The organism is Candidatus Accumulibacter necessarius (genome assembly GCF_036625085.1).
This window is the reverse complement of record NZ_JAZKUM010000009.1, coordinates 21391-48307: the sequence shown is the minus strand read 5'-3', so window position 1 is coordinate 48307 and position 26917 is coordinate 21391. Positions and strand designations below refer to the sequence as shown.

General features: G+C 62.3%; 28 protein-coding genes and 1 pseudogene. 19 read left to right on the top strand and 10 right to left on the bottom strand.

Annotated features, from left to right (window positions below; all coding sequences use genetic code 11):
• The first annotated feature begins 64 nt into the window (after nt 1–64).
• The 10 genes from V5B44_RS21300 to V5B44_RS21255 all read left to right on the top strand — a co-directional run bounded on the left by V5B44_RS21300 (nt 65) and on the right by V5B44_RS21255 (nt 9113).
• Nucleotides 65–1102, top strand: a complete 1038-nt coding sequence (locus V5B44_RS21300) for an L-erythro-3,5-diaminohexanoate dehydrogenase (RefSeq protein ID WP_332361065.1) — start codon at nt 65–67, stop codon at nt 1100–1102.
• Between the two features lie 46 nt (nt 1103–1148).
• The gene (locus V5B44_RS21295) at nt 1149–2213 is read left to right on the top strand and encodes a hypothetical protein (RefSeq protein WP_332361064.1); all 1065 of its coding nucleotides are present in this window, start codon (nt 1149–1151) and stop codon (nt 2211–2213) included.
• Nucleotides 2213–3760: a lysine 5,6-aminomutase subunit alpha gene (locus V5B44_RS21290; protein ID WP_332361063.1), complete on the top strand. Its 1548-nt coding sequence runs from the start codon at nt 2213–2215 to the stop codon at nt 3758–3760. The genes V5B44_RS21295 and V5B44_RS21290 overlap by 1 nt, the downstream gene beginning before the upstream one ends.
• A gap of 1 nt (nt 3761) precedes the next feature.
• Nucleotides 3762–4502 (top strand): OAM dimerization domain-containing protein, encoded by a 741-nt coding sequence (locus V5B44_RS21285; RefSeq protein ID WP_332361062.1) that lies wholly within the window; start codon nt 3762–3764, stop codon nt 4500–4502.
• 10 nt (nt 4503–4512) lie between these two features.
• Nucleotides 4513–4911 (top strand): hotdog domain-containing protein, encoded by a 399-nt coding sequence (locus V5B44_RS21280; protein ID WP_332344214.1) that lies wholly within the window; start codon nt 4513–4515, stop codon nt 4909–4911.
• 13 nt (nt 4912–4924) lie between these two features.
• The gene (locus tag V5B44_RS21275; RefSeq protein WP_332361061.1) at nt 4925–5752 is read left to right on the top strand and encodes a 3-keto-5-aminohexanoate cleavage protein; all 828 of its coding nucleotides are present in this window, start codon (nt 4925–4927) and stop codon (nt 5750–5752) included.
• A gap of 237 nt (nt 5753–5989) precedes the next feature.
• Nucleotides 5990–6781, top strand: coding sequence for an ABC transporter substrate-binding protein (locus tag V5B44_RS21270; RefSeq protein ID WP_332361060.1), 792 nt, complete (start codon nt 5990–5992; stop codon nt 6779–6781).
• Nucleotides 6782–6876: 95 nt separating this feature from the next.
• On the top strand, nt 6877–7569 hold the full coding sequence (locus V5B44_RS21265) for an ABC transporter permease (protein WP_332361059.1): 693 nt from the start codon (nt 6877–6879) through the stop codon (nt 7567–7569).
• A 9-nt stretch (nt 7570–7578) separates the two neighbouring features.
• Nucleotides 7579–8316 (top strand): ABC transporter permease, encoded by a 738-nt coding sequence (locus V5B44_RS21260; protein WP_332361058.1) that lies wholly within the window; start codon nt 7579–7581, stop codon nt 8314–8316.
• A gap of 14 nt (nt 8317–8330) precedes the next feature.
• The gene (locus tag V5B44_RS21255; RefSeq protein ID WP_332361057.1) at nt 8331–9113 is read left to right on the top strand and encodes an ABC transporter ATP-binding protein; all 783 of its coding nucleotides are present in this window, start codon (nt 8331–8333) and stop codon (nt 9111–9113) included.
• Between the two features lie 398 nt (nt 9114–9511).
• On the opposite strand, the gene V5B44_RS21250 is transcribed toward V5B44_RS21255, so the two are convergent.
• Together V5B44_RS21250 and V5B44_RS21245 are read right to left on the bottom strand one after the other, a co-directional pair.
• Complete coding sequence (locus V5B44_RS21250; protein ID WP_332361056.1) at nt 9512–10300, bottom strand: ATP-binding protein; 789 nt, start codon at nt 10298–10300, stop codon at nt 9512–9514.
• Nucleotides 10301–10410: 110 nt separating this feature from the next.
• Nucleotides 10411–10833 carry an Lrp/AsnC family transcriptional regulator gene (locus tag V5B44_RS21245; RefSeq protein ID WP_332361055.1) on the bottom strand — a complete coding sequence of 141 codons (423 nt, stop codon included), beginning with the start codon at nt 10831–10833 and terminating at the stop codon, nt 10411–10413.
• A gap of 133 nt (nt 10834–10966) precedes the next feature.
• Here V5B44_RS21245 and V5B44_RS21240 point away from each other — a divergent pair, with 133 nt between their 5' ends.
• Nucleotides 10967–12073 (top strand): ornithine cyclodeaminase, encoded by a 1107-nt coding sequence (locus V5B44_RS21240; RefSeq protein ID WP_332361054.1) that lies wholly within the window; start codon nt 10967–10969, stop codon nt 12071–12073.
• A 25-nt stretch (nt 12074–12098) separates the two neighbouring features.
• On the opposite strand, the gene V5B44_RS21235 is transcribed toward V5B44_RS21240, so the two are convergent.
• The gene (locus V5B44_RS21235) at nt 12099–12263 is read right to left on the bottom strand and encodes a hypothetical protein (RefSeq protein ID WP_434735505.1); all 165 of its coding nucleotides are present in this window, start codon (nt 12261–12263) and stop codon (nt 12099–12101) included.
• Between the two features lie 365 nt (nt 12264–12628).
• Between V5B44_RS21235 and V5B44_RS21230 the strand changes: the two genes are divergently transcribed.
• Together V5B44_RS21230 and V5B44_RS21220 are read left to right on the top strand one after the other, a co-directional pair.
• Nucleotides 12629–13654 (top strand): amino acid ABC transporter substrate-binding protein, encoded by a 1026-nt coding sequence (locus tag V5B44_RS21230; protein WP_332361053.1) that lies wholly within the window; start codon nt 12629–12631, stop codon nt 13652–13654.
• An 11-nt stretch (nt 13655–13665) separates the two neighbouring features.
• A pseudogene (locus V5B44_RS21220) lies at nt 13666–15007 on the top strand (SLC13 family permease).
• Between the two features lie 275 nt (nt 15008–15282).
• Here the strand turns inward: V5B44_RS21220 and V5B44_RS21215 are convergent.
• The 5 genes from V5B44_RS21215 to V5B44_RS21195 all read right to left on the bottom strand — a co-directional run bounded on the left by V5B44_RS21215 (nt 15283) and on the right by V5B44_RS21195 (nt 18270).
• Nucleotides 15283–15528, bottom strand: a complete 246-nt coding sequence (locus V5B44_RS21215) for a hypothetical protein (RefSeq protein WP_332361050.1) — start codon at nt 15526–15528, stop codon at nt 15283–15285.
• Nucleotides 15529–15832: 304 nt separating this feature from the next.
• Nucleotides 15833–16420 (bottom strand): hypothetical protein, encoded by a 588-nt coding sequence (locus tag V5B44_RS21210; protein WP_332361049.1) that lies wholly within the window; start codon nt 16418–16420, stop codon nt 15833–15835.
• Between the two features lie 283 nt (nt 16421–16703).
• Nucleotides 16704–16868 carry a hypothetical protein gene (locus V5B44_RS21205; RefSeq protein WP_332361048.1) on the bottom strand — a complete coding sequence of 55 codons (165 nt, stop codon included), beginning with the start codon at nt 16866–16868 and terminating at the stop codon, nt 16704–16706.
• Nucleotides 16869–17261: 393 nt separating this feature from the next.
• Nucleotides 17262–17753: an OmpA family protein gene (locus V5B44_RS21200; RefSeq protein ID WP_332361047.1), complete on the bottom strand. Its 492-nt coding sequence runs from the start codon at nt 17751–17753 to the stop codon at nt 17262–17264.
• Nucleotide 17754: 1 nt separating this feature from the next.
• On the bottom strand, nt 17755–18270 hold the full coding sequence (locus V5B44_RS21195) for a MarR family winged helix-turn-helix transcriptional regulator (RefSeq protein ID WP_332361046.1): 516 nt from the start codon (nt 18268–18270) through the stop codon (nt 17755–17757).
• Nucleotides 18271–18410: 140 nt separating this feature from the next.
• Here V5B44_RS21195 and V5B44_RS21190 point away from each other — a divergent pair, with 140 nt between their 5' ends.
• The 6 genes from V5B44_RS21190 to rocF all read left to right on the top strand — a co-directional run bounded on the left by V5B44_RS21190 (nt 18411) and on the right by rocF (nt 25325).
• Complete coding sequence (locus tag V5B44_RS21190; RefSeq protein WP_332361045.1) at nt 18411–19616, top strand: cation:proton antiporter; 1206 nt, start codon at nt 18411–18413, stop codon at nt 19614–19616.
• 14 nt (nt 19617–19630) lie between these two features.
• A complete protein-coding gene (locus tag V5B44_RS21185; RefSeq protein WP_332361044.1) occupies nt 19631–20413 on the top strand; it encodes a gamma-glutamyl-gamma-aminobutyrate hydrolase family protein in 783 nt (260 codons plus the stop codon).
• A 78-nt stretch (nt 20414–20491) separates the two neighbouring features.
• Entirely contained in the window at nt 20492–21766 is a 1275-nt protein-coding gene (locus V5B44_RS21180; protein ID WP_332361043.1) for a cation:proton antiporter, read from the top strand.
• The gene (locus V5B44_RS21175; RefSeq protein ID WP_332361042.1) at nt 21763–22920 is read left to right on the top strand and encodes a YbdK family carboxylate-amine ligase; all 1158 of its coding nucleotides are present in this window, start codon (nt 21763–21765) and stop codon (nt 22918–22920) included. Before V5B44_RS21180 ends, V5B44_RS21175 begins: the two co-directional genes overlap by 4 nt.
• Nucleotides 22917–24176: a hypothetical protein gene (locus V5B44_RS21170; RefSeq protein ID WP_332361041.1), complete on the top strand. Its 1260-nt coding sequence runs from the start codon at nt 22917–22919 to the stop codon at nt 24174–24176. The genes V5B44_RS21175 and V5B44_RS21170 overlap by 4 nt, the downstream gene beginning before the upstream one ends.
• A 225-nt stretch (nt 24177–24401) precedes the next feature.
• Complete coding sequence (gene rocF / locus V5B44_RS21165; RefSeq protein ID WP_332361040.1) at nt 24402–25325, top strand: arginase; 924 nt, start codon at nt 24402–24404, stop codon at nt 25323–25325.
• Between the two features lie 102 nt (nt 25326–25427).
• On the opposite strand, the gene V5B44_RS21160 is transcribed toward rocF, so the two are convergent.
• Together V5B44_RS21160 and V5B44_RS21155 are read right to left on the bottom strand one after the other, a co-directional pair.
• Complete coding sequence (locus V5B44_RS21160) at nt 25428–26348, bottom strand: DMT family transporter (RefSeq protein ID WP_332361039.1); 921 nt, start codon at nt 26346–26348, stop codon at nt 25428–25430.
• A gap of 64 nt (nt 26349–26412) precedes the next feature.
• Nucleotides 26413–26892, bottom strand: a complete 480-nt coding sequence (locus V5B44_RS21155) for a hypothetical protein (protein WP_332361038.1) — start codon at nt 26890–26892, stop codon at nt 26413–26415.
• Nucleotides 26893–26917: the final 25 nt, after the last annotated feature.

The window sequence follows — 26917 nt, the reverse complement described above, 5'->3', positions numbered from 1 at the left end:
GCGACCGGTTTGGCGATGCTCCCCTTCTTGAGGTCTGACGAGCTTTACTACCAGGTCTACTACCATGCAACACGGCTCCCCCTACGGCACGCATCGCGTGCTCGAACCGATCGGCGTGCTCCCCCAGGGCGCGTGGAGGATCGACAATTCAATGGCGATCTACGACAACGAAATCCTGATTGACGTTACGGCCCTGAACATCGACGCAGCCAGTTTCAGCCAGATCAAGCAGGAAGCTGCCGGTGACCTCGCGAGGATCGCCAGCACTGTGCTTGGCATCGTTGAACGGCGTGGCAAACATCATAATCCGGTCACCGGATCGGGCGGCATGCTGATCGGGCGGATTGCCCAGATTGGCCCGGCACTGGCCGGCAAGGTGGACCTGCGCGTGGGCGACAGGATCGCCACCCTCGTTTCACTGTCGCTGACGCCGCTGCAAATCAAGACAATCAGGAAGGTCCACCTTGACAAGGACCAGATCGAGGTCGAAGCGCAGGCGATTCTTTTCGCAACCGGCCTTTACGCCAAGCTGCCTGACGACATTCCCGAGAAGGTCGCCTTGGCGGTTCTCGACGTGGCGGGGGCGCCGGCGCAAACCGCGCGCCTCGTTCGCCCCGGCGACACCGTGGTGGTGGTTGGCGGTGGTGGTAAATCGGGTATGCTATGCGTGTACGAGGCGCGAAAGCGCGCCGGCCCGGCGGGCTGCGTGATCGGCGTGTCGCCATTTGCAACCGACTGTCAGCGCATGCGCGAACTCGGCTGGGTTGACCACGCCGTGCAGGTTGATGCGACCGATGCCTTGGCCATGATGGAGGCGATCGCCAAGGTGACTGCTGGCCACATGGCCGATGTGGTGATCAACTGCGTCAATATCCAGAATACCGAAATGGGCAGCATTCTGGCCACCCGCGACCGCGGCAAGGTCTACTTCTTCTCGATGGCGACAAGTTTTACTGCTGCCGCACTCGGTGCCGAAGGTGTCGGCAAGGATGTAGACATGATCGTTGGCAACGGCTACGCCAGGGACCATGCAGTGTACGCACTGGCCCTGCTGCGCGAAAGCCCGAAGCTGCGCCAGCTATTCGAAGCGTCGTACGTCTAGGCGTCGCGTGGGCCAACAAGCTTTTCAGTTGAACCGACAGGCGGCCATGAGCACCAGCGCCCTCTGGAACCAGATCCGAGAACGTGGCCTGGCGACGCTGGCCGTCGTGGGAATGACCAAGAACACCGGCAAGACGGTGGCCTTGAACCATCTTCTCGCTTGCGCTGCCGAGACTGGCGTGGCTATTGGCGTGACCTCGATCGGGCGTGATGGAGAAGACCGCGACCAGGTCTTCTTCACTCCGAAACCGCCGGTACTGGTCTGGTCGGGTAGCGTCATCGCCACCGCCCGCGACACGCTGCTACGTGCCAAAGTGCGCTGGAAGCTCCTTGCCGCCACCGGAGTGGGCAGCCCGATGGGCGAAATCGTCATCGTCCGCGCGCTGGACCACGGCGAAATGGAGATAGCCGGCGCGTCGCGCAGTTCCGATCAGCAAGAAATCATCGCGCAATTGAGACAGTGCGGTTGCGCGCTGATCATCGTCGATGGGGCTCTCGGTCGCAGCCAGCACGCCTCGCCGGCCATCGCCGACGGAATCATTCTGGCCACCGGCGCAGCCATCGGCGGTGGCGTTCGAGACGTCATCCGCAAGACCCGCGACCGACTGGTGATGCTGACTATCCCCCAGGCCGCGCCGGAAATTCTGGCGCGCTGCCAGGCCGTGTTTGAGTCAGGCGGCGTTGGTATCTGGGACCGCAGCGGCGGACCCCTGTTCCTCGCCGATATCGCTACGCTCAACGCCGGATCGACGCTGGTCGAATTTGCCAACCGGGAACTCGGCACGATTGCGGTCAGCGGCGCGGTAGGTAAGGCTCTCTGGCTGACGGTCGACGCGCTCCTCGCGCGACACCCCGGTCTGACGCTCGTGGTTGCCGACGGCACAAAGCTGTTCATCGAACACGCCGATGTCCAGCGGTTTCGCCAACAAGGTGGCAGCTTGCTGGCTTGTCGCCGGATCCATATTGCCGGCATCACCTTGAATCCATGCTCGCCGCATGGCCACCATCTCGTTGCTCAAGAACTGCTCGGCGCCGCCCGCCTGGCCTTTCCCGAATACGAGGTCAGTGACGTGATTCTCGAACGAGTACTGACCGAAACAGGAGTCTGTTGATGACGCGTTTGCATCTGGATCAGGCACAAATCGACCGCGCGCGTGACTCGGCGCGGCGCATTGCCCGCAGTGTCTTCGAGCAAATGAAGCCGTTCACCACGACGACGGTCGAGCGCGCCACGCTGCGTCTGCTCGGCATCGATGGCGTCGATGAAAACATGGTGCCCCTTCCGAATCGTCTGGTCAGCCATTTGCAGGAGCAGGATTTGCTGCAACATGGTGCCGCGCCCATCGTGGTCGGTGCCATGATCGAACGTGGCTGTACGGCGCAGCAGGTCGCCGAAGCCGTGGCCGACGGCAAGCTGACGATGCGGCGCCACAAGGGTGAAGAGGCGATCCGCGCAGCCACCGAAGCTGAAGCCCGCAAGATGTGCGAGCATATCGCTCGGCAGCGCGCACGGCGCGACAGCGAAATCAAATCGGTTGGCGAAAGCCGCAGGCCGTGGCTCTACCTGATCGTCGCCACCGGCAACATCCACGAAGACGTGATCCAAGCTCGTGCGGCTGCAGAGCAGGGTGCCGACGTCATCGCGGTGATCCGCTCGACCGGCCAGAGCCTGCTCGACTATGTGCCCCACGGCGCGACCACCGAAGGTTTCGGTGGCACCTACGCTACCCAGGAAAACTTCCGCCTGATGCGCGCGGCGCTTGACGAAGCGGGCGCCAGGGTCGGTCGCTACATTCGCCTGACCAACTACTGCTCGGGTTTGTGCATGCCGGAAATCGCGGCCATGGGCGCGATGGAACGGCTCGACATGATGCTCAACGATTCGATGTACGGCATCATTTTCCGGGACATCAACATGCAGCGGACTTTCATCGACCAGTTCTTCTCGCGGATGGTCAATGCCTACGCCGGGATCATCATCAACACCGGCGAAGACAACTACCTGACAACGGCGGATGCCTGCGAAGCAGCGCACACCGTGCTGGCTTCGCAACTGATCAACGAGCAGTTTGCCTATCTGTCCGGCCTCAAGCCGGAGCAGATGGGGCTGGGGCACGCCTTCGAGATCAATCCCGAGATGGAGAACGGCTTCCTCTGGGAGATTGCCCACGCGCAACTGGTCCGCCAGGTCTTTCCCGAGGCGTCGCTCAAGTACATGCCGCCGACCAAGCACATGACCGGCAACATTTTCCGGGGCCACATCCAGGATGCGCTGTTCAACGTTGCTAGCACGCTGACGCAGCAGGATATTCACCTGCTTGGCATGATGACCGAGGCCATCCACACGCCGTTCATCCAGGACCGTTTCCTCGCCGTGCAGAACGCGAAGTACGTCTTCAATACCATGCGCGATCTGCACGCCGAAGTCGAATTCAGGCGCGGCGGTCAGATCGAGAGGCGCGCACAGAGCGTGCTCAGCGAGACCGAACAGATTCTGGCCGACATCGAAAGGATGGGTCTGCCGCAAGCGATCAGCAAAGGCATGTTTGCCGAAATCTCCCGCAAGCCGGACGGTGGCAAAGGTCTCGACGGGGTGATTGCCAAGTCCGGCGACTACTTCAACCCGTTTCCGAACCTGATGCTTGAAGGAGGGCTCTGAGATGGCCGAAAATCTGGTCAAGCCCTATGGCGATACCCTCAACGACGGCCGCGTCCAGCTCTCCTTCACCCTGCCCGTCGCCCTCGATGACGCCGCCAAGGAAGGCGCCAGGCAACTGGCGATGATGATGGGCCTCGCAGAACCCGCGGTCGTGCACGCCGAAGACATGGGTCAGGACTTCAGCTTCTTCATCGTCTATGGTCAGTGCAAGCACCAGGTCGACCTGTCAAGCATCAAGGTTTCCCGGCCGGAGTTCGAGACCCTCGACAAGGACGGCATCAACCGGCTGATCGCCGAGAAAATGCGCCGCAGGATGGTCGTCATCGGCGCCTGCATCGAATCCGATGCCCACACCGTCGGCATCGACGCGATCATGAACATGAAGGGTTACAACGGCCACAAGGGTCTGGAGAGCTATCACGAAATGCGCGCCATCAACCTCGGCGCGCAAGTCGATTCGGAGGAGCTGGTCAGCAGGGTCATTGAAGAAAAGGCCGACGTCATCCTGGTATCTCAAATCGTGACGCAGAAGAACATCCACCTCGACAACCTGACCAGGCTTGCCGATCTGCTCGAAGCCGAAGGTTTGCGTGACGGGGTCATCCTGATCGTCGGCGGTCCGCGCATCAGTCACGAGCTGGCCAAGGAACTCGGTTACGACGCCGGCTTTGGTACCAGAACCTACGCCGAGGATGTGGCGTCGTTCGCCATCCATGAATGGATCAAGAGAAACTCAGCCTGAGGAAATCACCATGCAAGAACTGACCAGCCTGATACGTTTGCGCATCAGCGCGCACGACGCCCACTACGCCGGCGGACTCGTCGACGGGGCAAAAATGCTGCATCTGTTTGGCGATGTCGCCACCGAGCTACTGATCCGCAGCGACGGCGACGAGGGCTTGTTCGTCGCTTACGACAGTATCGAGTTTCTCGCCCCCGTACATGCCGGTGATTTCATCGAAGCCACAGGTCGCATCGTGTCGATCGGCCATACCTCGCGCAAGATGGCCTTTGAAGCACGCAAGATCATCGCAGCTGCCGGCATCGCCGGTCAGCCGTCGGCCGCCGACGTCCTGGCCGAGCCCGTCATCGTTTGTAGAGCCTCCGGCACCTGCGTGGTTCCGGCGGACTGCCAGCGTATTCGACGCTGATCAAGGCGCTACAATGGAAAAACTGATCATTACCGCCGCCCTGACCGGCGCCGAAGTGACCAGGGAACAGCAGCCGGCCTTGCCAGTCATGCCGGACGAGATTGCCGCTGCCGCCGAAGCCTGTGTCAGGGCAGGTGCGTCCATTGTTCATCTGCACGCACGTCGTCCCGACGGTACACCGACCCAGGACAAGGCGGTCTATCGCGAGATCATCGCGGCCATTCGTGCCCGTTGCGACGTGATCATTCAGGTGTCGACCGGCGGCGCAGTCGGCATGACGCCCGCAGAGCGACTTGCGCCGGTGACACTGGCTCCCGAAATGGCTACCCTATCGATGGGCTCAGTCAATTTTGGCAGTGATGTTTTCCTCAACCATCCGGCAGACATGACGGTGTTCGCGCGCACGATGAGGGAACACGGCGTCAAACCGGAACTGGAGATTTTCGATTCGGGCATGCTCACCACTGCAGAGCGCTGGATCAAGCAAGGATTGCTTGATCCAGCTGTGCATGTCGACCTCGTGCTCGGCGTTCCCGGCGCCATGGCCGCCACGCCCGAGTCGCTGATGTTCCTCCGCGCGCAACTGCCGGCCGGTGCGACGTGGACAGTGGCCGGCATCGGGCCGGCCCAGCTGCCGCTCGGGGCGATGGCCATCCTGCTCGGTGGCCATGTCCGTGTCGGCTTCGAAGACAACATCTTCTTCCGCAAGGGTGAACTGGCGGTCAGCAATGCCCAGCTGGTCGCTCGCATTGCCAGGATCAGTCACGAAATGGAGCGTCCCGTGGCGACGCCCGACGAAGCTCGGGCCATCCTCGGACTCGCGCGTCGGCTCAACCATTAGACTGCGTTAGCCGGTTCAGCGACCACCGTCAGCGCAGAGAAGATGCGCTTGGCCAAATCTGTTTCAGCTTCCTGGCACGACTCCCCTGGCCGGCCGGCACTTCACGCTTTCTTCAGTGGGTTGCGATGTGCATGGTGGCACTCCTGTAACACGGCACCGTGCGCAAAGAAAAGCGTTGATTAAGGCTGGCTTTTTTGCCACCATTGGCCTGTCTAAACCATGGAGGAGTAAGAAAAGGTGAAAAAAGCTCTGCTGTTGTCGGCGCTGCTGGCGCTCACGTCTATCGGTGTGTCGGCCAAAGATTGGACTGTAATCCGCATGGCATCCGAAGGCGCCTACCCCCCGTTCAATGAAACGGGTTCCGATGGCGCGTTGAAAGGCTTCGACATCGACATTGGCAACGCCTTGTGCACCGAGATGAAGGCGAAATGTACCTGGGTGAAACAGGAATGGGATGGCATGATCCCCGCCTTGATCGCGCGCAAGTTCGACGCCATCGTCGCCTCCATGTCGATCACCGAGGAGCGAAAGGCCAAGGTCGACTTCACCAACAAGTACTATGCCTCGCCGGTCGTTCTGATCGCCAAGACCGGGTCGCCGCTGAGACCGGATCTGGCGAGCCTGAAAGGCAGGAAGGTCGCGGTTCAGCGTGGCACCGTTTCCGACAATTTCGCCACCAAGTACTGGGCTGGCCAGGGTGTGGAAATTGTCCGCTATGCCAAGCAGGATGAGGCCTACCTGGATCTCAAGTCGGGCCGGGTCGATGCGACCTTTGCCGACTACTGGGAAGCCTACGGCGGCTTCCTGACCAAGCCGGAAGGTTCTGGCTACAGCGTGGCCGGCGACCAATACTTCGGCAAGAACGCCGAAGAGCGCGCCGTCATCGGTGAAGGCATCGGCATCGCTGTCCGCAAGAAGGACCAGGACCTCAAGGCGCAACTGAACAAGGCACTCGCCACGTTACGCTCCAGTGGCAAGTACGATGAGATCCGCAAGAAGTACTTCCCGATGGACATCTACGGCAACTGATGTCCCTCATCGAAACGCCGGCCGCTGACGCGGCCGGCGTTTCTTATGCTTCCGCCCGGCTGTAGCACTCGCGTAACCCGAGGGAGAACTCGCCGATGGATGTCCTGATTGAATACTCGCCGAGCCTGCTGGCCGGCGCCTGGGTTACTCTCAAGGTTGCCATTCTGTCGCTGATGCTTGCTGTCTGCACTGGCCTGTTGGGCGCCGCCTGCAAGTTATCCAGGCTGGCGCCGTTACGCTGGTGGACCGCGCTCTATACCACGGTCGTACGCGGTGTTCCCGATCTGGTGATGATGCTCCTGGTTTTTTACGGTGGCCAGGTCTTGATCAATCAAGTCAGCGACTATCTCGAATGGGAGATGATTGAACTCAACGCCTTTGCCGCCGGCGTTTTGACCATCGGGTTCATTTTTGGCGCCTATTTCACTGAAACCTTTCGCGGCGCCTTCCAGGCCGTCCCGGCGGGTCAGATGGAGGCCGGCCGGGCCTACGGGATGAGTGGCTGGCAGACCTTCTGGCGTGTCCTTTTTCCGCAGATGCTGCGTTACGCGCTCCCGGGCATGGGCAACAACTGGCTGGTCCTGCTGAAGAGTACCGCCATCGTATCGATGATCGGCCTCTCGGACATGACCTGGCTGGCTGACCAGGCGGGGCGCTCGACCCACCAGCCATTCACGTTCTATCTTGCGGTCTGCGTCCTGTACCTCGCGATGACCAGCGTCTCGAATGCTGTGCTGCAACGGCTGGAACGGCGCTACAACGTCGGCGTCAGAGAAGCGAACGTCTAGGAGCGACTCATGGAATGGTTTGATCTGACAGTCGTGACCGGCAGTTTGCCCGAATTCTGGCGCGGGCTCTGGATGACGCTCCATCTGACCGGCATCGCACTGATCGTCGGTTTCGCCTTTGCGGTTCCGCTGTCGATCGCTCGCGTGTCGAAGAACCCCTGGGTGAGTGCTCCGGTGCGCGCCTACACCTACTTTTTCCGCGGCACGCCAATGCTCGTCCAGTTGCTGCTGGTCTACTACGGCATCGGTCAAAGCGAATGGATGCAACGAATGTGGGAGACTGGTAATCCATTCTGGCTGCTCTTCCGCGATGCGTATTTCTGTGCCCTGTTGGCGTTCAGCCTCAACACCTGCGCCTACCAGCTCGAAATGTTTGCCGGGGCGATCCGCAATACGCCGAATGGCGAAGTCGAAGCTGCCAAGGCAATGGGCATGACGCGCAGCACCGCGTTGCGCAGGATCATTCTGCCGTCGGCCTTGCGCCGGGCGCTTCCGCCCTTCAGCAACGAAGTGATTCTGATGCTGCAAGGCTCGGCGATTGCCAGCGCAGTGACCCTGGTTGACCTGACCGGGGCCGCACGCAACGTCTACTCGCGTCATTACGCGCCGTTCGAAGCCTTTATTTTTGCCGGGCTCCTCTACCTTGTTGTGACCTTTGTTCTGGTTGGCCTGTTCCGCGTCGCTGAAAACCGTTGGCTGGCCCACCTGCAACCGCGCCGCAGTGCCAGCAGCGCGAAGAAAGACTGATCGGAAAGACTGCCATGACCAACACGGCGAGTAAAGAACTCCTGCGCATCGAAAACCTGTACAAGCAGTACGGCGATAACGAAGTACTCAAGGGTGTGTCGCTCAAGGCGAACTCCGGTGACGTCATCAGCATCATCGGATCCTCCGGTTCCGGTAAGAGCACCTGGCTGCGCTGCATCAACTTCCTCGAGCAGCCGACTTCCGGCAAGATCATTGTCGCTGGCGAGGAAGTCAAACTGCTGCCCGGCACCAGGGATGCCCTCAAGGTTGCCGACCAGAAGCAACTGCAGAAGATCCGTACCCGTCTGTCGATGGTTTTCCAGCACTTCAATTTGTGGGGCCACATGACGGTGCTGGAGAACGTCATCGAGGCGCCGATCCACGTGCTTGGCCTGTCGAAAAAGGAGGCGATGGCACGTGCCGAGCGCTATCTCGAACGTGTTGGCGTCTGGAGATTCCGCGATACCTATCCGGCGCACCTGTCAGGCGGCCAACAACAGCGGGTGGCGATTGCGCGTGCTCTGGCGATGGAACCGGAGGCGCTACTGTTTGACGAACCGACCTCGGCACTTGATCCGGAACTGGTTGGCGAAGTCCTCAAGGTGATGCGGTCGATCGCCGAGGAGGGTCGCACCATGCTGGTCGTGACCCACGAAATGGGCTTTGCGCGCGAAGTCTCCAACCACGTCATCTTTGTCCATCAGGGGCGGGTTGAGGAAGAGGGCGACCCCAGGGAAGTGTTGACCAAACCTGCCAGCGAACGTCTGCAACAGTTCCTGTCAGGCAACCTCAAGTGACGGGAATAGCTGGCGCCGGGCTTCCGCGACCAGGCGACGGGCTTTACGGGTAACACCAACCGCCGATCGAGAGCGGTGGATACACGTGGGTGGCGCCCCTTTTCTTGCAAGTCGGCTGAGGACCATCGTCGGTACAGCAAGACCGCGTGAGCGGGAAAGCCATTACCCCCGTACGTCTGCAAATGAATACTCGTCTCGGTGGTCTGAATCCCTTTGACTGCTGACCAACACCCGGCCCGCCTCGACTCATGACGGGACGCGGTTGATGGTTTCGAGCAGTGCGCGGCCAGAGCGGAAGGCGAAGGTTTCAGTGCCCGACGCCCCAGCTCATGCATACAGCACGGCAAGGATAATAAAAAATGGCGCAATACACTGTTTAAACGTTGTTTTGTTGAAATCTACTGCCCATTATCCAGGGGCATGGAAATTGACGAAGCGGCATTCGCCTCGCCATCCGCCAGCGGCTTACGATACACGGTATGGCGTTTCCCGCCGGAATCGTCGCGGGTCAACACTCCCTGTTCAACCCAGCGCTTGAGCATTTTCGAGGCCTTGAGGGTGTCGACCGCAGCAATCCGGCAAAGATCGCTGTTCGCTAGGGCGCCGTTGCGCTCCATCCAGTCACTCACCTGCTCCCAGACCGGCGGACGCTCCTCGTTGAGCAGGCTGACGACGACGGCAGGTTGCGCCGCGTCGCGGTTCTCGCTGTAGAACGGCGGATAGAGATTGGCCGCGCGCATCTCAGCGAACATCATGCGTACGCCTTCGCCGGCATCGACATTGGGGGGCTCGGGAAACTCGCGCAGGTTGCGCGCGATGAGGGGGTTGCGCGCAAAAGAGCCAGCCCGGTTGACATTGGCCGGCGTGATCGTCCCGGGGAACAGGCCGGGACTTTCGATCTCGATGCGGTTGTCGAGAATGCGAATGTGAATGTCGCGGTTGAGTCGGTAGTCGCGGTGGATCACGGCATTGGTAATCGCTTCCTTGATCACCCGCTCGGGATAGCGATGCACGGTCCTGAAGCCGGACGCCGCGAGGGTAAGGCCGGCCGCCAGTTCATCCAGCACGTACGCGCTGGTCTGGGCGATCTGCAATGGCAGGGGGCCGGAGATGGTCTTCGGTGCCTTGATCAGGTTTGGTACCGCACCGGGTTCGATACGGCTACCCCGGTAATGAAACACCCGCACGTCCGCGCGGGTCTGCTGAGCAGCCAGCAGGCAGAGGTGGCACCCCTTTTTCCCGCAAGTCGGCTGAGGACCATCGTCGGTACAGCAAGGCCGCGCGAGCGGGAAAACCATTACCCCCGATACGTCTGCAAATGAATACTCGTCTCGGTGCTCTGAATCCCTTTGATCAACCGGACCCGCTCGAGGACCGACGACAGCTCTGACAAATTGGCCGCGCGCAGGCTGGCGAGCAGGTCCCAGCGCCCGTTCGTATCGTGGATGCCGGCAACGCCGGGTTCGCCCAGCAGGCTGGCGATGACGGCGCGAGTTTCGTTGCCTTCGACGGCAATGCTCATCCAGGCGTTAATCTCGTTCGGCTGCGCGTCGGGCCGCAGGCGAACCGTGTAGCCGACGATCACGCCGTCATCCTCGAGTCGCCTGATGCGGTTGGTGATGGTTCCGCGCGACACTTTGAGCCGGTGCGCCAGTGCGGCGACCGTGAGGCGAGCATCGGTACGCAGCAGGCCGATGAGTTGCTGGTCAAGTGCATCCATTTTGATCAGTCCGTCAGTCTATGTCGTCATTCTGCTAATAATCTCACGGAATCGATACAAATTTGGTGATTCTGTTTGGCGTCGTCTTCCTTCAATATTTGCTCATCGCAATAGCCAAACAAAGGAGACAGCCATGTTGAACCACACCACGCTCAAGAAAGAAGCCGGCCGACGCGTCAACACGCAATTTCTGAGCGCCGAGCGCGTGGCCGAAATCATCAACAGGAAGGGCATCGCCGAATGTATTGCCGGTGTCGCGACATACATCGAAGAGGATTTCCTGCGCTGGAACGATTTCGACAAATGCGCCCGTGTTGCCAATCACTCTGCCGTCGGTGTGATCGAACTGATGCCGGTAGCCAATGCCAGAACTTATGCCTTCAAGTATGTGAACGGCCACCCCGCCAACCATCGCTACAACCTGCCGACCGTGATGGCCTTTGGTGTTCTCGCCGACGTGGAAACCGGGACTCCGGACCTGGTCAGCGAACTGACACTCACCACGGCGATTCGCACGGCTGCCATGTCAGCCGTCGCGGCCCGTGCCCTGGCCCGTCCGGAGAGCAAGACCATGGCCTTGATCGGCAATGGGGCGCAGAGCGAATTTCAGGCCCTGGCCTTTCATCACCTGCTCGGTATCGAGACATTCCATCTCTTCGACATCGATGCCAACGCCACGGACAAACTCGTCGCCAACCTGACCCGTCTCGGCCTCAAGACCAGGCGCTTCAGCGATACCAGGAAGGCTGTCAAAGGTTGTGACATCGTGACGACAGTCACCGCAGACAAGACCAACGCCACCATCCTGACGCCGGACATGATCGAACCCGGCATGCACATCAACGGCGTCGGCGGCGATTGCCCGGGCAAAACTGAACTGCACGCCGACGTGCTGCGCCAGGGTCCGGTGTTCTGCGAGTTCGAGCCACAGTCGCGTATCGAAGGCGACATGCAACAGATGCCGGCTGACTTCCCGGTCACCGAACTGTGGCAGGTCTTGTCCGGTGAAAAGGTCGGTCGCAGCTACGCGGACCAGGTCACCATTTATGATTCAGTGGGTTTTGCCCTCGAAGACTACTCCGCGCTGCGTTACATGCGCGATGTGGCGGCCGAACTCGAAATGACGGAGACCATCTCCCTCATTCCGACGCTGGCCAACCCGAAAAACCTCTTCGGCTTCATCGCCGACAAGCGCGACGCGCAAGGTCCGGTTCGGGCCGCCGTGGCGTTGGCCGCCTGATCGATTGCCCAGGACCCTGCAGGCCTCAATGACCACACTTCCCGTCAGCCCCATCGGCATTCCCGCCGCCGTTGGCATTGACCATCGAGTTCATCGTCGAGTCCTCGTTCAGTTCGACGGCCGTCACGGAATTGAATGCCAGTCCGGTGGCGTTGACTCCGATCCTGCGGCGAGCTTCCTTGCAGCCCATGGCCTCGCCGACGAGCGCAAAAAGCCGACCGTGAGGGCCTGCAGACGGGCCTCCTCGTTGATGCGCACGGTTTCGCATCTCCCGGACTCGCGGCCACGGCCAGGACGGCGCGAGTCACGGTACACCATTGCATGATCCGCATGCCTTGGGTAGTATCGGATCGGTGGTCGTCATGATGTCTGAGTTAAGCAGTCCATCATTTGGAAGTGGTCAGGCGGCCGCCGGTGTCCCCCGCGTTCGCCTCGGCAAGCATACAGTCGCCTGTGCCGGACGAGTTCTGCGGGAGCTTCCATTGGCCCGTCAAACCCGCATGGAAGACCACGATAGCGAATATGCCCACCGCCCTGCAGATTCGGAGGCCCCGGATGAAACTGACTGCTCGCTGCTTCGCCGTGCTCGTTCTGATGCTCTTGGCCTTGCCGCAGGTCGAGGCCGCAGAGGTCTTGAACGGTGTGAAATCGCGTGGCCAACTGCGCTGCGGGGTGAGCGAGGACATTCCCGGCTTCTCCGAGCGGGACGCCAATGGACAGTGGCGCGGGCTGGAGGTGGACTTCTGCCGTGCGGTCGCTGCGGCGGTGCTGAACGACCCGGAAAAAGTGGACTTCGTACCGCTCCAGACCAGCGCACGGTTTCCCGCGCTGCAGACGCGCAGGGTCGACCTGTTGCTGGCCAACACCACGTGGACCCTCACCCGCGAGGCCGTATTGAGGGTGCGCTTTCCCGGCATCCTCCTTTACGATGGCCAGGGCTTCATGGTCGCTGCTGCCGTCAAGGTGGCAACGCTCGCCGACCTCGATGGTGCGACCATCTGCGTCGAGAAGGGAACGACGCACCAGCGTACCCTGGAGGCCCACTTCAAGGAGAACGGCAGGTCGGTCAAGCCTCTGCTCATGGCATCGGCCCAGAAAGCGGCGGCAGCCCTGTTCGCCGGCCAATGCCAGGCCTATACCGCGGACTCTGGCGAACTGGCGGCCATGCGTCTGCGTGCGCCCGGTGGTCCAGGGTCCTTCGTGATCCTGCCCGAACGTATCTCCCGGGAACCGCTCAGCCCGGTCGTCTGGGGCGGCGATCCGGAGTGGGCGACGGTGATCCGTTGGGTTCTGAACATCCTGATCCTGGGGGAGGAATACGGCGTCACCCGTGACAGGCTCGATGTGGCGATCAAGGAAAACAGAAATCCGCTGCTGCGGCAGAACCCCTACGAGGGCGAGATGATCGCACGGTCGATGGGGATCGAGCCACAGTGGGGGATCCGGGTCCTGCGGGCGGTCGGCAACTATGGCGAGGTCTACGAGCGCAACGTCGGGCGTGACAGTCCGCTCAAGATCGAGCGCGGTCTCAACCGCCTGTGGACGCACGGAGGACTCCACTATTCTCCACCGATCGACTGAGTGATGTACGGATGACAGATTTTCAGATCAATCTCACCATCGCTGTCTTTGCCGCAGTCATCCTCTGCATCGCCTTCGATCTTGTGGACATGGTGGTCGCCGCACTGCTCGGGGTGAGCACCCTGATCGTGTTCGGGATCCTCGAAGGTAGCGATCTGATGCCGATCGTGCACACCGCCGGCGGGCCGCTCTCCCTGCTTTTCGGTGGCATGGTGGTGGCGCGGGTGATCGGCAAGACGGGAATCTTCGAGCGGATCGGTGATTTGTTCCTGCGCGCCACAGGCGGCAGCGGCAGGCGGCTGCTTCTGCTGATCGTCGTGCTGGTCGCGCCCTTATGCGCCGTTCTGCCGAATGCCACCGCCGTCATCCTGGTGGCGCCGATCATCGTCAGCGTCTGCCGAGGCGCTCAAGGTCGACATCGTCGGGCCCCTTATCATCACGGCCATCGTCAGTAACGCCGCCGGGATGCTCACCCTGGTAGGCGACCCCGCCACTTTTCTGGTCGGCAGCGCGATCGGGCTGTCCTTCCTCGACTATCTGCGGATGGTCAGCCTGGGTGGCGTGCTGGCCGTGCTCGCGGTTGTGCCGCTGCTGCCGTTGTTGTTACCGAAGATCTGGGAGGCGCGGGTGATCCTGCCGGAGGAGCGTCCACCCGTTACCATCGAGCGACCCGGTTTCCTGGTACTGTCGCTGCTCGTGCTGTTGCTCATGGTGACCCTGTTCATGATCGGGGAGTCCCTGCCGACGCGCATCGTCCCGCCCCAGGTGGCGATCATCGGTGCGGCCCTGGCGCTGCTCGTGGTCTATGGTGTGCGCATCGAGCCGGTCGGCGAGGTGATCCGCGCTGTCGACTGGAAGACGATCCTGTTTCTCGGCGCCATCTTCACGCTGGTCCAGGCCTTCATCAAGACCGAGTTGCTGCAGGGCTTGTCGATCCAGGTCTACCAGTGGTTCGGTGCCGATTTGATGCCTGTGGCTTTCGTCTTGCTGGCCGGCATCGGAGTCCTGTCGAGCCTGCTGGCCAATATCCCGGTGGTCGCCGCCGCACTGGTCATGGTCACCGGCTACCTGGTGGCGGCCGGTGCCGCTCCGGAGGTCGCGCTGGCTCCCGGTTTTGTCCATTGGCCGACGGCCACGCTGCCGGTGTTCGTCGCGATGATGTTCGGTGGCACCCTCGGTGGCAACGCGACACTGATCGGCGCCTCGGCCAATGTCGTCGCCATCGGCATCTGCGCCTCGCATGGCAGTCGCGTGAGCTTCATGCAGTTCCTGCGGATCGGGCTGCCCATCGCGGCGCTGCAGTTGTCGGTCGGCGCGCTCTATGTTCTGGCGCTGGCCGCAGTTCTGGATTAGTTCCGCAGCCCAGATAGCGCGGAGGGGATGTACCTGAGCTTGCGCCTGCGCGTCCGGACTCTCCATGACCTTGCTCATGATGTACCTGCCGAAGACAAGGCACAGGTCTTCCCCACGCGTGTAGCCGTGAAAGGTGCAGTGTCGAACATCCGCAGGACGAACATGGCATGGCCCTGCACATGGCCTGGGGGAGCACGTTGCCGGCGCCCACGCGCTCCATCGCGCGCCCGTGCCGGTCAGTCAAGTTCCTGCCTCGACCGCGGTGCCCGCCTGTCTCAGTGCAGCGCTCGAACGAATAATGAATTTCTCGAAAGTGAAGCGTCGAGCAGGAAGCGGCTGTTGAGCAGGTAGAACTCATGCGGATCGAAACAGATAACCGGCCCGAACGTTAGCGAGGTCACCCTGTTGCCCCACAGCACCTGCTGCGCGGCGATTGGCAGCGTGAAGCCGAGGAAAATCGCCACAGCGGTGACCAGGGCCTGCGCGAAATTGGTCGGAACGAGAAACAGGATCGCCTTCACCAGGCGGAGCTTGTGCTCGGGGCTGGCGCGAGAACACATCGACGTCGCTCACCGCTTTCTCCAACGCTGCCTGATTCATTTCCTGGATCTCGGCGCCGGCTGTCTACCCACGGTCTGCTGTCGGTCGCAGTTGTCCACGATGACTTCCGGCGCTCCCTTTACGAACAGCACTTCCCTGCCGACGGCCGTCGCCAGACCTGTTGTCGGCGGTACCGTTACTCAGTAATGATTTGGGCACGCATCATTGAATCCGTTGCGATACTCGAAGCAGCCCCAGGGAACCCGGACGCCAGGATTTTCAGTATCACTCGCCGCACAACAGGCGAATGCGGCGCTCGGCGAGCGTGAAGGCCTCGTCGGTGTCGGCTTTCAAGGCCTGCTGTTTTGCCTGGTCGCAGGCACTGGCGGCCTGCACGTCGTCGACCGTGGTGGCCGTAGCACCGGGTTGTCCCGTCGGCATGGCTGCGCAGCGGTCGTCGGACACCAGCCGGATGTTGCTGAAGTGGCCCTGTTCGATCGCCACGCAGTCACCGACGCGCTTGCCCGCCTGGTCGGAAATGATGCGGGTGCTTGTCATGCCGCCAATCAGGACCGTGTATTCGAAGGCCTGCGATCGGCCAGCGAGGTGGCCGACCCCCCGACCGGCGGCTGCACCACCGAGGGTGCGCAGGGCACGGTTGCTACCGGACTGCCCGCTGCCCGTGGCCAAGCCGATGCCGCCGCCCAGGATGGTGCCGACGTTCTGGGCGGTGGTGTCGGTGACGGTGGTGGCAATAACCTTGGTGATGCGTCCGTACTGCACGCGCGATTGGGCGTCGGCAACTGTTGGCAGCAGCGCCAGTGCCAGTGCGGCAGCCGCCGCCGGGGCATGGATGAATGGAATTCGGTTCATTGACTTGCTCCAGAGTATTTGAGGGTGAGGGGAAGGAGCCGAGGCGGCCCGCTGGCACCGCCTGCGGGGCTGCGTTCAGGGGAGGGACTCTTGAGCCTGGCGAACTCTTGCTGCTTGATCGTGTCGGCATCGAGCGGCGCCTTGGCGTCAGCGATCTGTTCGGCGGGCGATGTCCCGGCTACCTGCTTTATGTAGGACTCCGCCGCGGACCGCGAGCGCTCGGAGGAGGCGGGCTGCCGTTCGGCCATCCCTTGGCCACGAGTGACCATATACACCAGTGCGGTCACCATCGGCACGAAAGCAGGCAAATGCGCCACAGGGGCTTGGAGCCACCGCCGAGTGCGCTGTCCTGGAAGAGGTCGGAAATGATCCGGAAGAGGATCAGGAGACAGGCCACGAAAAGGAAGGTCGACGCGATCAGCCAGATGAAATCCCCAAAATTGCTCATTGCGAAAACCACCTTTCCATCAAGGAAAGCAAGAAATCGAAGGTGAGCTCCGCGGAATGCGGGCCCGCGTATTGTGCCTTTGATGCAGCCGCGCAGCAACTTGGGTCGGGGACTCGCGCAAGACACTCGCACCCCGTCGGTGCGAGTAAGGCCGGCCGGGTCAACGCGCCGGCCACGCAGCGCTACAGCGCCGGCTGTACCTGGCGCGGGAACCTCTCGAAGCCGATTACCCACTCCGGGGAGCATCAATGTGCTTCCCCTGCGAGCGTCTCGTGCTGCGGAAAGGGTAACAGGCAGGCCATGGCGATTTCTGGAAGCGATCTCGGGGGGGCTTGGCGCCGCACGCGGCTTCCCTGGCCGAGCTGTTGGGGTGTCGCTATTCGTTCGCGAGCACTATTGCGGGTAGACAAACTCGACACGCCGCATCTTGGCGCGGCATTCACTCGAACGACAAGCCCGCGCCACCTTTTCTCGCCCGACGGCGTAGCGAAGCAACTGTTTTCTTGGCACACCGTGTTTGCGTAGGAGTTGATAAACGCTACTCACCCGCTGCTCCGCAATCGCCAGATTGTACGACGCGCTACCCAGATCATCGGTATGCCCGACCAGTGTCACCACCAGTTTCGGGTCGGCCAGCAGGCGCTGCGCTTGCTGCCGCAGTTTGTAAAGCTCCGCAGGATCGACCGCCGTCGATCGCCTGGCGAAGAAAATGCTGCGCTCGATGTCGACAGTGCTGATGAGTTGCTCGTCAGTGACTGCCGGTGCCGCTTGATCGGGCAGCGTTGACGGTGGCTCAAGCGAGGGTGGTTCGCCCGGCAGCGTACCGGCGCAAGCGGCCAGGATCAGGACCGACAGTGTCGACGAGCGAAGTCCGGTGCGCGCCATGCTAGGCACCTTCTGCCCCGGACCGCCTCACCATCTCCGCCAGCGGCACGCCAGCACAGGACTCATCCTTGCCGGGCAGGTGGACAATCAACTCATCCAGGTTGATATGCAATGTTTTCAACACCACACTCGGCAGCCGGGAAAGGGCGTCCGGCAGGATACCTTCCGCAGGTCCCGGCAACAGGGAAAGGGCCGAGATACCCTTCGGCGCCAGGCGCAAGCCCACCCGGCGCTGGTCCCCATGGTGGCGGCTCTTCGTCAGACATTCCTGCCCCACCAGCTTGTCGACCAGCAGACTGCAGGTGGATTGATGAATCCCCATGCGAATTGCCAAGTCGCTGATCCCGATCCCCGGGTGGCGCTCGACTTCCTGGAGAACCCACATCTGGGAACCGGACAGACCACAACGCTCCTCGACCAGACGGAAATGCTGGCGCAGGGATCCAAAAATCAGCCGGAATTGCTGCAGCACTTCCATTGTCAGCAGCGACGGCGGGGTATCAGGGTTCGTTTTCAAAGTATAGATCGAGAATAGGGTTGCACCAGTCGGGGACATGAATTACATTGAAATACAATGTTGTTTTTGCCGATTGCCCTAGTGTATTTCATTTCAACGAGGATTCAGTGGGCCTAGCCCCTCCTTTCTGCTGCTTTTTCATGCTCAACTCCGTCCAGCTCTTCGGTCTGGTTCTGCTCGGCGGCCTGGCTGCCGGTGAGCTGTCACGACGCCTCCTTTCCCTGCCGCGCACGACGGGCTATGTCGTCTTTGGATTGCTGATCGGCCAAAGTGGCTTGAACTGGATCACGCCGCTCCACGTAGACTCGGCACAACTGTTGATTGACCTCGCGCTTGGTCTGATCCTGTTCGAACTCGGTTATCTGGTGCCACGCACCGGTGCTCGGGACGGCCTGAACCGTCTGCTGGCCGGAATCGGGATCGCCCTGGCATCCGGCCTGCTGATGTTCGCGGTCTTCACCTTCTGGGGATTCAGTCCCCGTGCGGCCATCTTTGTCTCGGCACTTTGTCTGGCCACCTCGCCAGCAATCACCATAGCCACCTGCAGCGACGTCGGCGCCAAGGGGGAACGCACCGGGCTGCTGTACACCATGGTGGCGATCAACGGCGGGGTCGCCTTCACCGCTGTCGCACTGATGACGCCTTTCCTGACCGATGCAGCGACACTGGGCGACGCAACACGTCTCGCCGATGCGCTGGACAGCATCGGCGCCTCGCTGCTGCTCGGCGGCGTCTGCGCCGGTCTGGTCCTGGTCGCCGCTGGGAGGCTTGGCAGACAGGTCGAACACCAGCATCTGCTGATTCTCGGTTGCATCGTGCTTGGCGTCGGCACCGCCATCCACCTTGAGGTTTCCGTATTCCTGCCGATGTTGATCTTCGGCATCCTGGTGCAAACCTGCGACCGCAAACAAAAGGTCGTCGCCATCCGTATTGCCAGCGATGCACGGGTCTTCATGGTCGTCACTTTCGTCCTTGCCGGTGCTGCGCTCGATATTGTCTACCTGCAGCAGTTCTGGCCGGAGGCGCTGCTGATTGTGCTGATTCGCCTCACCGGTCAGTTTCTGGCAGCACGGCTCGCCGGCAGGCGTCTGGGGCTCTCGCAGCGAGAGAGTCTGCTGCTGAGTGTCGGCCTGCAGCCAATGTCGAGCGTCGCACTGGTGTTGCTGGTCAACACCCAGATGCTGTATTCGGGCATGCCGCCGATGCTGGTCGGTATCCTGATGGCCACCATCCTGCTGATGCAGTTGTTTGGGCCACTGGCTACTCAAACCGCCATCAAGGGCTTTGGTGAAGCGACCCGGCTCGTACCAAAGCGCCTTGATACGCCGGCTACGCCGTCCACCTGAGGAGAATGATCGCCATGAGCAGACGTCCACTTCGCATCGGGCTGTCGGCCCGCATCTACCACCCGCAACCCGGCGCGACCGGACTGCAGTCCAAGTCGTTGCAATACCTGGAGCAATCGGTCGCGCACTGGGTCATGTCGCGCGAGGTAATGGTCTTCATGATTCCCTCGGTCAGTGGCGACGGCATTGTTCACCGCAGCAGCATCCGCCTCTCGGACTATCCACAGTATCTCGACGGCCTGGTGTTGCAGGGCGGCGCGGACATCTGCCCGCAGTGTTACGGCGAGGAACCGCTCCACCCGGACTGGGCCGGCGACCGCCTGCGTGATGCCTACGAGATGGAGCTGTTCCACGAATTCGTCGAAGCCGGCAGGCCAGTTCTCGGAATATGCCGTGGCGCGCAGTTGATCAATGTCGCGCTGGGCGGCACCCTCTACCAGGACATTGCCACCCAGGTGACGCCGGCAGGCGTTCACGTACACGCCGATTACGACCGCCACTTCCACGACATCGTTTGGGACGCCGGTTCCGGTCTCGCACGCCTGTACCCGAAGATGACGCGCGGCAGCACCGTCTCCATTCATCATCAGGCGATCCGGGCGCTGGGCCGGGGTCTGCGTGTCGAGGCGCGCGGTGCTGATGACGAAATGGTCGAGGCCGTCCGGCTCGAAGGCAAGCCCTACGTTCTCGGTCTCCAATGGCACCCTGAGTTTCATCCGCCCGGCTCCCCGACGCTGCTCGACTGCACGCCGATTCTGGACGAGTTCCTGAACGCTGCGCGAGGCCGGCTATGGTGATTAGCGCTCGCTCGCCCAAGACCCGACGAGTTCCCGTGTCGCGCGCTGACCAGGGCCATTCTGGCGACTCCCTCGGCCATGCCTGACGACCTGCTCGCCCCCCTGCGCAGAGGCTGGGAGGCCCTGCTCGAACGTCTCTTCTTCCTGCCACCGTTTCCGGAAAGCATTGACTCGCTGGCCTTGTTCAGTCTGCTACTGGTCGTTGGGCTGCTGATCGGTGAGTGGTTGCACGCCCGCGTCGGCTGGCCGAGGGTGATCGGCTATGTGCTCGCCGGTACCATCTTTGGGCCGTCACTGCTTGGCTGGATCAGCATTGAGGCGTTGGCGCAGGCGCGGCCGATAGCGGATGCGGCCCTCGGGCTGCTGATGCTCGAGGTCGGCCGACGCCTCGACCTCGGCTGGCTGCGACACAATCCGGAACTGCTACGCAGCACGCTGATCGACATCAGCCTCTCCTTCAGCCTGATCTTTTCCTTCGCCCTCCTGCTTATCGGGCAAAGCCCCGCCTGGGCGGCCGCCACGGCCGCAGTCACGATGGCTTCAGCGCCCGCCGTCGTGTTGCTTACGATCGAGGAGTCCAAAGCGCAGGGCGTGGTAACGGAACGGATCGTCCTGCACACGGCGATCGCTTCAGCGGCCTCCTTCGTCGTGTTCACGCTTGTCCTCGGCGTCATCCACGCCGAGCAAAGCGAGGACTGGCTGAATGCCGTGGTCCACCCGCTGTGGGTTGCCGTCGGCGCGCTGCTCATCGCCTGGCTGGTTGCCGGTCTGGCGCTGCTTATCGCCCGCTTGCTGCCGAAGCGTTCGCTGGCCCAGGTCTTCACCCTTGTCGCCAGCGCCTTGCTGGCCGTTGGCCTGGCCCGCATGCTGGCGGTCCCGGTCTTTCTGACGCTGTTCCTGATGGGTGTCCTGCTGGCGCAGATCGATGAGCGACAGACGCTGCGCTACACCGCACTCCCCGAAGGCCACTGGCTGCTCGCCATCATTCTCTTTGTCATCGTTGGCGCCTCGCTGCCGTGGCAGGAGTTCACCTGGCTGACCGGGCTGCAGGCGATTGGACTGCTGCTGGTTCGTGCCGCGGCCAAGGCTGCAGCGCTGGCTGCTGCCGGCGGCAGCCTGCCGCTGCCAAAGCGGCTGCTGGTCGCCATCGGCATCCAGCCGCTGTCGGCAACGGCTGTCTTCATGGCCTATGAAATCGCCGCACTGTACCCGGAGATCGGTCGTTCGGCGCTGGCTCTGTCGCTCTTCGCCGCAGCGCTCATGGAACTCGCCGGACCGGCGCTGTGCCGCATCGCGCTGCGCAAGTCAGGGGAAACCGCTGGTAGCGAAAACGGCAAGGGAGGTATCGGATGAGCAAGTCTCTGGGGGAATTCAGGCATAGCGAACCGCTGACGCTGGGCGTCGAACTGGAACTGCAACTGCTGTCCCGGCGTGACTTTGACCTGACCCGTGGCGCGACCGACCTGCTGGCCAGCCTCGACTACGACGGACGTTTCGGCGAAATCAAGCTGGAGATTACCGAGAGCATGATCGAAGTCAGTACCCTGCCACAGGCAAGCGCAGAGGGGATCGCCGCCGATCTCGCGGGCCTGCGCGAGATCCTGCGGGTACATTGTGCGCGCAACAACATTGCCGTCAGTGGTGGTGGCACGCATCCCTTCCACCGCTGGCCGGAACGGCGCATCTGTAGCGGCGAGCGCTTTGACGCGTTGTACCAGCGCTACGGCTACCTCGCCAAGCAGTTCACTGTCTTCGGCCAGCACATCCACGTCGGCTGCACTTCGGCCGACGACGCGATCTGGCTGACGCAGGCGCTCGGCGTGTATGTACCGGTATTTGTCGCTCTCTCGGCTTCGTCGCCATTCGTTGACGGTGTCGATACCTTTTTCCAGTCGGCCCGTCTCAACGCCGTCTCGGCCTTTCCGCTCAGCGGGCAGTGCCCGCCGCTCGCCAACTGGGAGGAGTTCGTCCGCTATTTCGGCATGCTGCAAGCCTGCGGCATCGCGGCCAGCATCAAGGACCTGTACTGGGACGTGCGGCCCAAGCCGGAATTCGGAACGGTCGAGATTCGCGTCTGCGACACGCCACTGAGCATCGAGAGTGCCACCGCCCTGGCGGCACTGGCACAGGCGCTGAGCCGCTGGCTGCTGCGCACGCGGCCGGATCTGCAGGTAGCGCGGCAGGTGCATGTCGCGCGTTACAACAAATTCCAGGCCTGCCGATACGGCATGGCGGCGATGATTTCCGATCCAGTCGCGCTCGGCCAGCGGCCGCTGCGGGAAAGTCTCGCCGAGCTGCTGGAATTGCTGGCCGCAGATGCCCGCGAACTCGGCTGTACGGCATGGCTCGATCACCTGCAGCCACTGCTCGCCGACGATGCGACCGACGCCGCCTGGCTGCGCGGCATGCAGCGACTGCACGGCAACCTGAATGACGTGGTGCGCGAAGCAGCCGAACGATTGCTCGCCCGCCCAGCAGCGAACGAACCCCGGGAGATCTCACGATGAAACGTCGGCTGACGATGCTTGCGCTCCTCCTTGCCACTACCATTTCTACCACCGGGGCAGCTCCGAGCTGCCAGTTTGACGTGGTCGCGGCTGGCAGCGGAGAGATCGGTCAATGGATCGACAGAGACAACTGGCTGGCAGTCGATAATCAGCGCGTCAGCCTGCAGGCAGCCGACGTATTCATGCCCGCCCGGCGGGTTCGCCCGGCCGCCGGCGGCGAAGCCCTGCGCGCCGCACCGCGCCCGCTCGATATCGACCGCCTGGAGACCACCGACCCCTTTGATGGCCGCAAGCGCGACCTCGGCTTCCTGCTCGACAGCCGCCTCGAGGCCGACGGGGTCCTTGTCCTTCACAACGGAAAAATCCTCAGCGAACGGTACCGCAACGGCTTGAGCGCCGGCGAGCCACGCCTGCTGTTGCAGACGACGAGACCGTTACTGGCCCTTTTGGGCGCGATGAGTGTCGCCCAGGGCAAACTCACGGGAGACAAGGCCGTCACCCGTTTCGTCCCGGCCCTGAACAGCCAGTCGGGCTTGCGCAAGCTCTCGGTTCAGCGCCTGCTGCAGGGTCAGGAACGGCACGCCTGGGCACCGCAAGAGCTGGCGCAGTGGCGCCAGGCCGGGGGCTGGACAAGCAGTCAGCGGGCGACAGGCATCCGTTCGTGGCTCTCTCAGCCCGGCCGCTGGGACAAGCCACTGGTCGAGCAGGAAGTTCCCCCATTCGCTGGCAGTCCGGACGACGACCTGCTGGCTTGGTTGCTGGCCGAGAGTAACGCCATCCCGCTGGCCCGTCTGTTCTGCGAGCAGTTGCTGATACGCAGTCGGCATGAACATCCGGTGTTCTGGTTGACAGACTCACAAGGTATCGAACTTGCCGACGGTCTGGGTCTCTCGCTGCGCGACTTTGGCCGCCTGGGCCAGTTGCTCCTCGATGCCCGCGTCAGCCGCAGTCGCAGCCGAATCCCCGCCTGGTTCGTCGAGACGCTCACTGCCTCGTCAGGCATCCGCAGTCAGGAAGTGCCCGGCCTGCAGAAGGGCAGCGAGCAACGCTATGGCTTCATGCACCTCGGCGGCAAACCCAACCGGGTGGCCATCATCGGTCCCCATGGCACCAGCCTGTATGTCGATTTCGACCGACGGCTGGTAATCGCGGTGTACGCCACCTACCCGATAATGGGCGCGCCGGCGCTGCTGGCGACCCTTGAGCAGTTCTGGAAAGTCGTCGACCAGGCGGCCAGCCAGACACGGCAACGCTGAGCATGATGCGTACCTGTCGCGGTCGGCTACGAAAAACCGGCTGCGCTGCCTGCGCGATGTGGCGGCCGAACTCAAAATGACGGAGACTACTCCCTCATTCCAATGTTGGTCGACCAGAAGAACCTGTTCGGCTTTCTCGCCGACAATCGCGCTGCGAAAGACCCGGTTCTGGCCGCCGCGGCGTTGACCTTATCTGATCCATTGCCAAGGAGTCTCAAGACCTCGATGACCATACTTCCCGTCAGCCTGATCGGCGTTCCCACTGATGTGGGCGCTGGTACCCGGGGCGCCAGCATGGGGCCGGAGGCGCTGCGCGTTGCCGGCATCGCCAGGGCGATCGCCCAGTTTGGCGTCGAGGTCCGGGACTGCGGCAATCTCGGCGGGCCGGCCAATCCCGACCTGCCGGCGGTCAATGGTTTCCGTCACATGCGCGAAGTCGTGGCTTGGAACCGCAGCGTGCACGCTGCGGTCCATGCCGAACTGAAAGACGGGCGCCTCCCGATCATGCTCGGCGGGGACCACTGCCTGGCCATCGGTTCGATCAGCGCCGTGGCGCGGCACTGCCGTGAAACCGGAAGGCATCTCCGCGTGCTGTGGTTCGACGCGCACGCCGATTTCAACACCGCGACGATGACCCCCAGCGGCAACATCCATGGCATGCCCGGCGCTTGCCTGTGCGGTCATGGCCCATCGCAACTGACGGAAATTGGCGGCCACGTCCCCGCCATGTCGCCGCAGGATATCCGCGAGATCGGCATCCGCAGTGTAGACGAAGGGGAAAAGCGCTTCCTGGCCGAAATCGGCATTGAAGTCTTCGACATGCGCTATGTCGACGAGGTTGGCATGCGCCAAACCATGGAGCAGGCGCTGGCCGGCGTGGGTCCGGCAACGCACCTGCACGTCAGCCTCGATGTCGATTTCCTTGATCCGGAAATTGCACCGGGAGTGGGTACCACGGTACGCGGTGGTCCGACCTATCGCGAGGCGCAGCTGTGCATGGAAATGATCGCCGATACGGGACGGCTGTGCTCGCTCGATATCGTCGAACTCAACCCGGCGCTTGATCTGCGGAACATGACGGCCGAACTGGCGGTGGATCTCGTCGAGAGCCTGTTCGGCAAGAGCACGCTGATGCGCATGCACAAATAGCTTCTGCTCAAACCCCGGGCACGATCACGCCAAGGCCTTGCCGTCAGAGCGTCGGCCAGGTCGCTGTTCAGGAAGGGCTCGCGAGGTGGCGAAAACCGCTCGTCAACCGCCGCGCGCTCGTCCGTTTGTCCGGGCCTGATGTGCAGCCAGAGTCATTGGTGCAACCTGGACGACGATGATGCAGACAAGAATTAGGGCACAGCCAGCAACACCGCTTGCGTTCAGGCGATCCCCCATGAGGAGGAATCCGAAGAGCGCAGCGAAGACCGTTTCGGCCGACAGGATGATCGCGGCGTCGGCCGGCTGCGCGTAGCGCTGCCCGACTACCTGGGCAGTGAACCCGATGGCCACCGAAACCGCGCCGGCATAGACAATCGGCAGCAAAGCCTGGCGAATGCCGGCCAGGGTGATCACTTCGCTCAGCCCGGCGCAGAGCAGGCTGATCAGTCCGCAGACCAGGAACTGTCCGCAGGCGACCAGGAATGGCGCCGCGATGCGGTCGGCGATGCGTCCGACAAAGAGCAGGTGCAAGGCCCAGAAAACGGAGCTGGCAATTACCCAGGCATCGCCGACCAATGGGTCGAGCGCTTCGGCGCCGGAGAGCAGCCAGGTCCCGCCCAGGCAGCCGAGCGACGTCGGCCATACCGACCAGTGGGGTCGCGTCCTCAGAATCAGCCAGGCCAGCAGCGGTACCAGCGGCACGTAGAGCGCGGTGAGAAAGCCGGCGTTGGTGACCGTGGTGCTGGCGATGCCGATCTGCTGCAGAGCCGCGCCGAGCATCAGGAGCAAACCCAGGGCACTGATGCCAAGCGCGTCTGCGGGCACTAGTCGGGCCCCTCGCGCGGCAAGCAATTGCCACTCCCGCCAGGCGAGCGGCAGCACGATGGCCGTTCCGAGAAGGAAGCGGATGCCAGTGAAGGTTAGTGGCCCGACGCCGGCCATTCCCTCAGCCTGGGCGACAAAGGCCGAACCCCAGATGACGGCGACGGCGAGTAGCAGGAGATTGGCCTGAGAGCGATTCAAGATGGCACTTCCGCGACGAAACCAGCCAGTCTAGCCGATAACGCTTCGGGAATCCTGTCGTCGCTTACAGACCCAGGGTCATTGCACTGACGGGGTCGCCCCCTGCGGCGAGAATCTCTTCGAAGCGCCTGACGTAGGGCGTGCACTCGTGGACGTCGTCGATGATCAGTCTGGCGCGTGGCTGCTCGCGGTGGAAGCAAACGAGTGCGTGCTTGCCATCGGCGATCAGCAGGGAATCCTTGAGCGTATCCAGATGTGGCGGCGATTGAGTGATCGTCAGCGTCGGCGCATGGACCTTCAGCAGATCCATCAGCTGCGGGCTGTATTGCCTGACGAAATCGGGCTTCTGTACGACGATTGCCAGTCGCTTGTGGTATTCGTGCGCAGTCAGCACTGCCCGCAGCGGAGCAATCCTCTGCGGGCGTTCAAGCTTCAGTGACGACAGGTCTTCATCGAAGATCTGCAGCGTGCTGGTGGACAGTTCCAGGACTTCCTGTACCGCGTTGTCGTATTCTGTCCAGGTGGTTATCAGTCTGCTGGTCATCGTTGGCGGTCCATTTGCCCCTGCC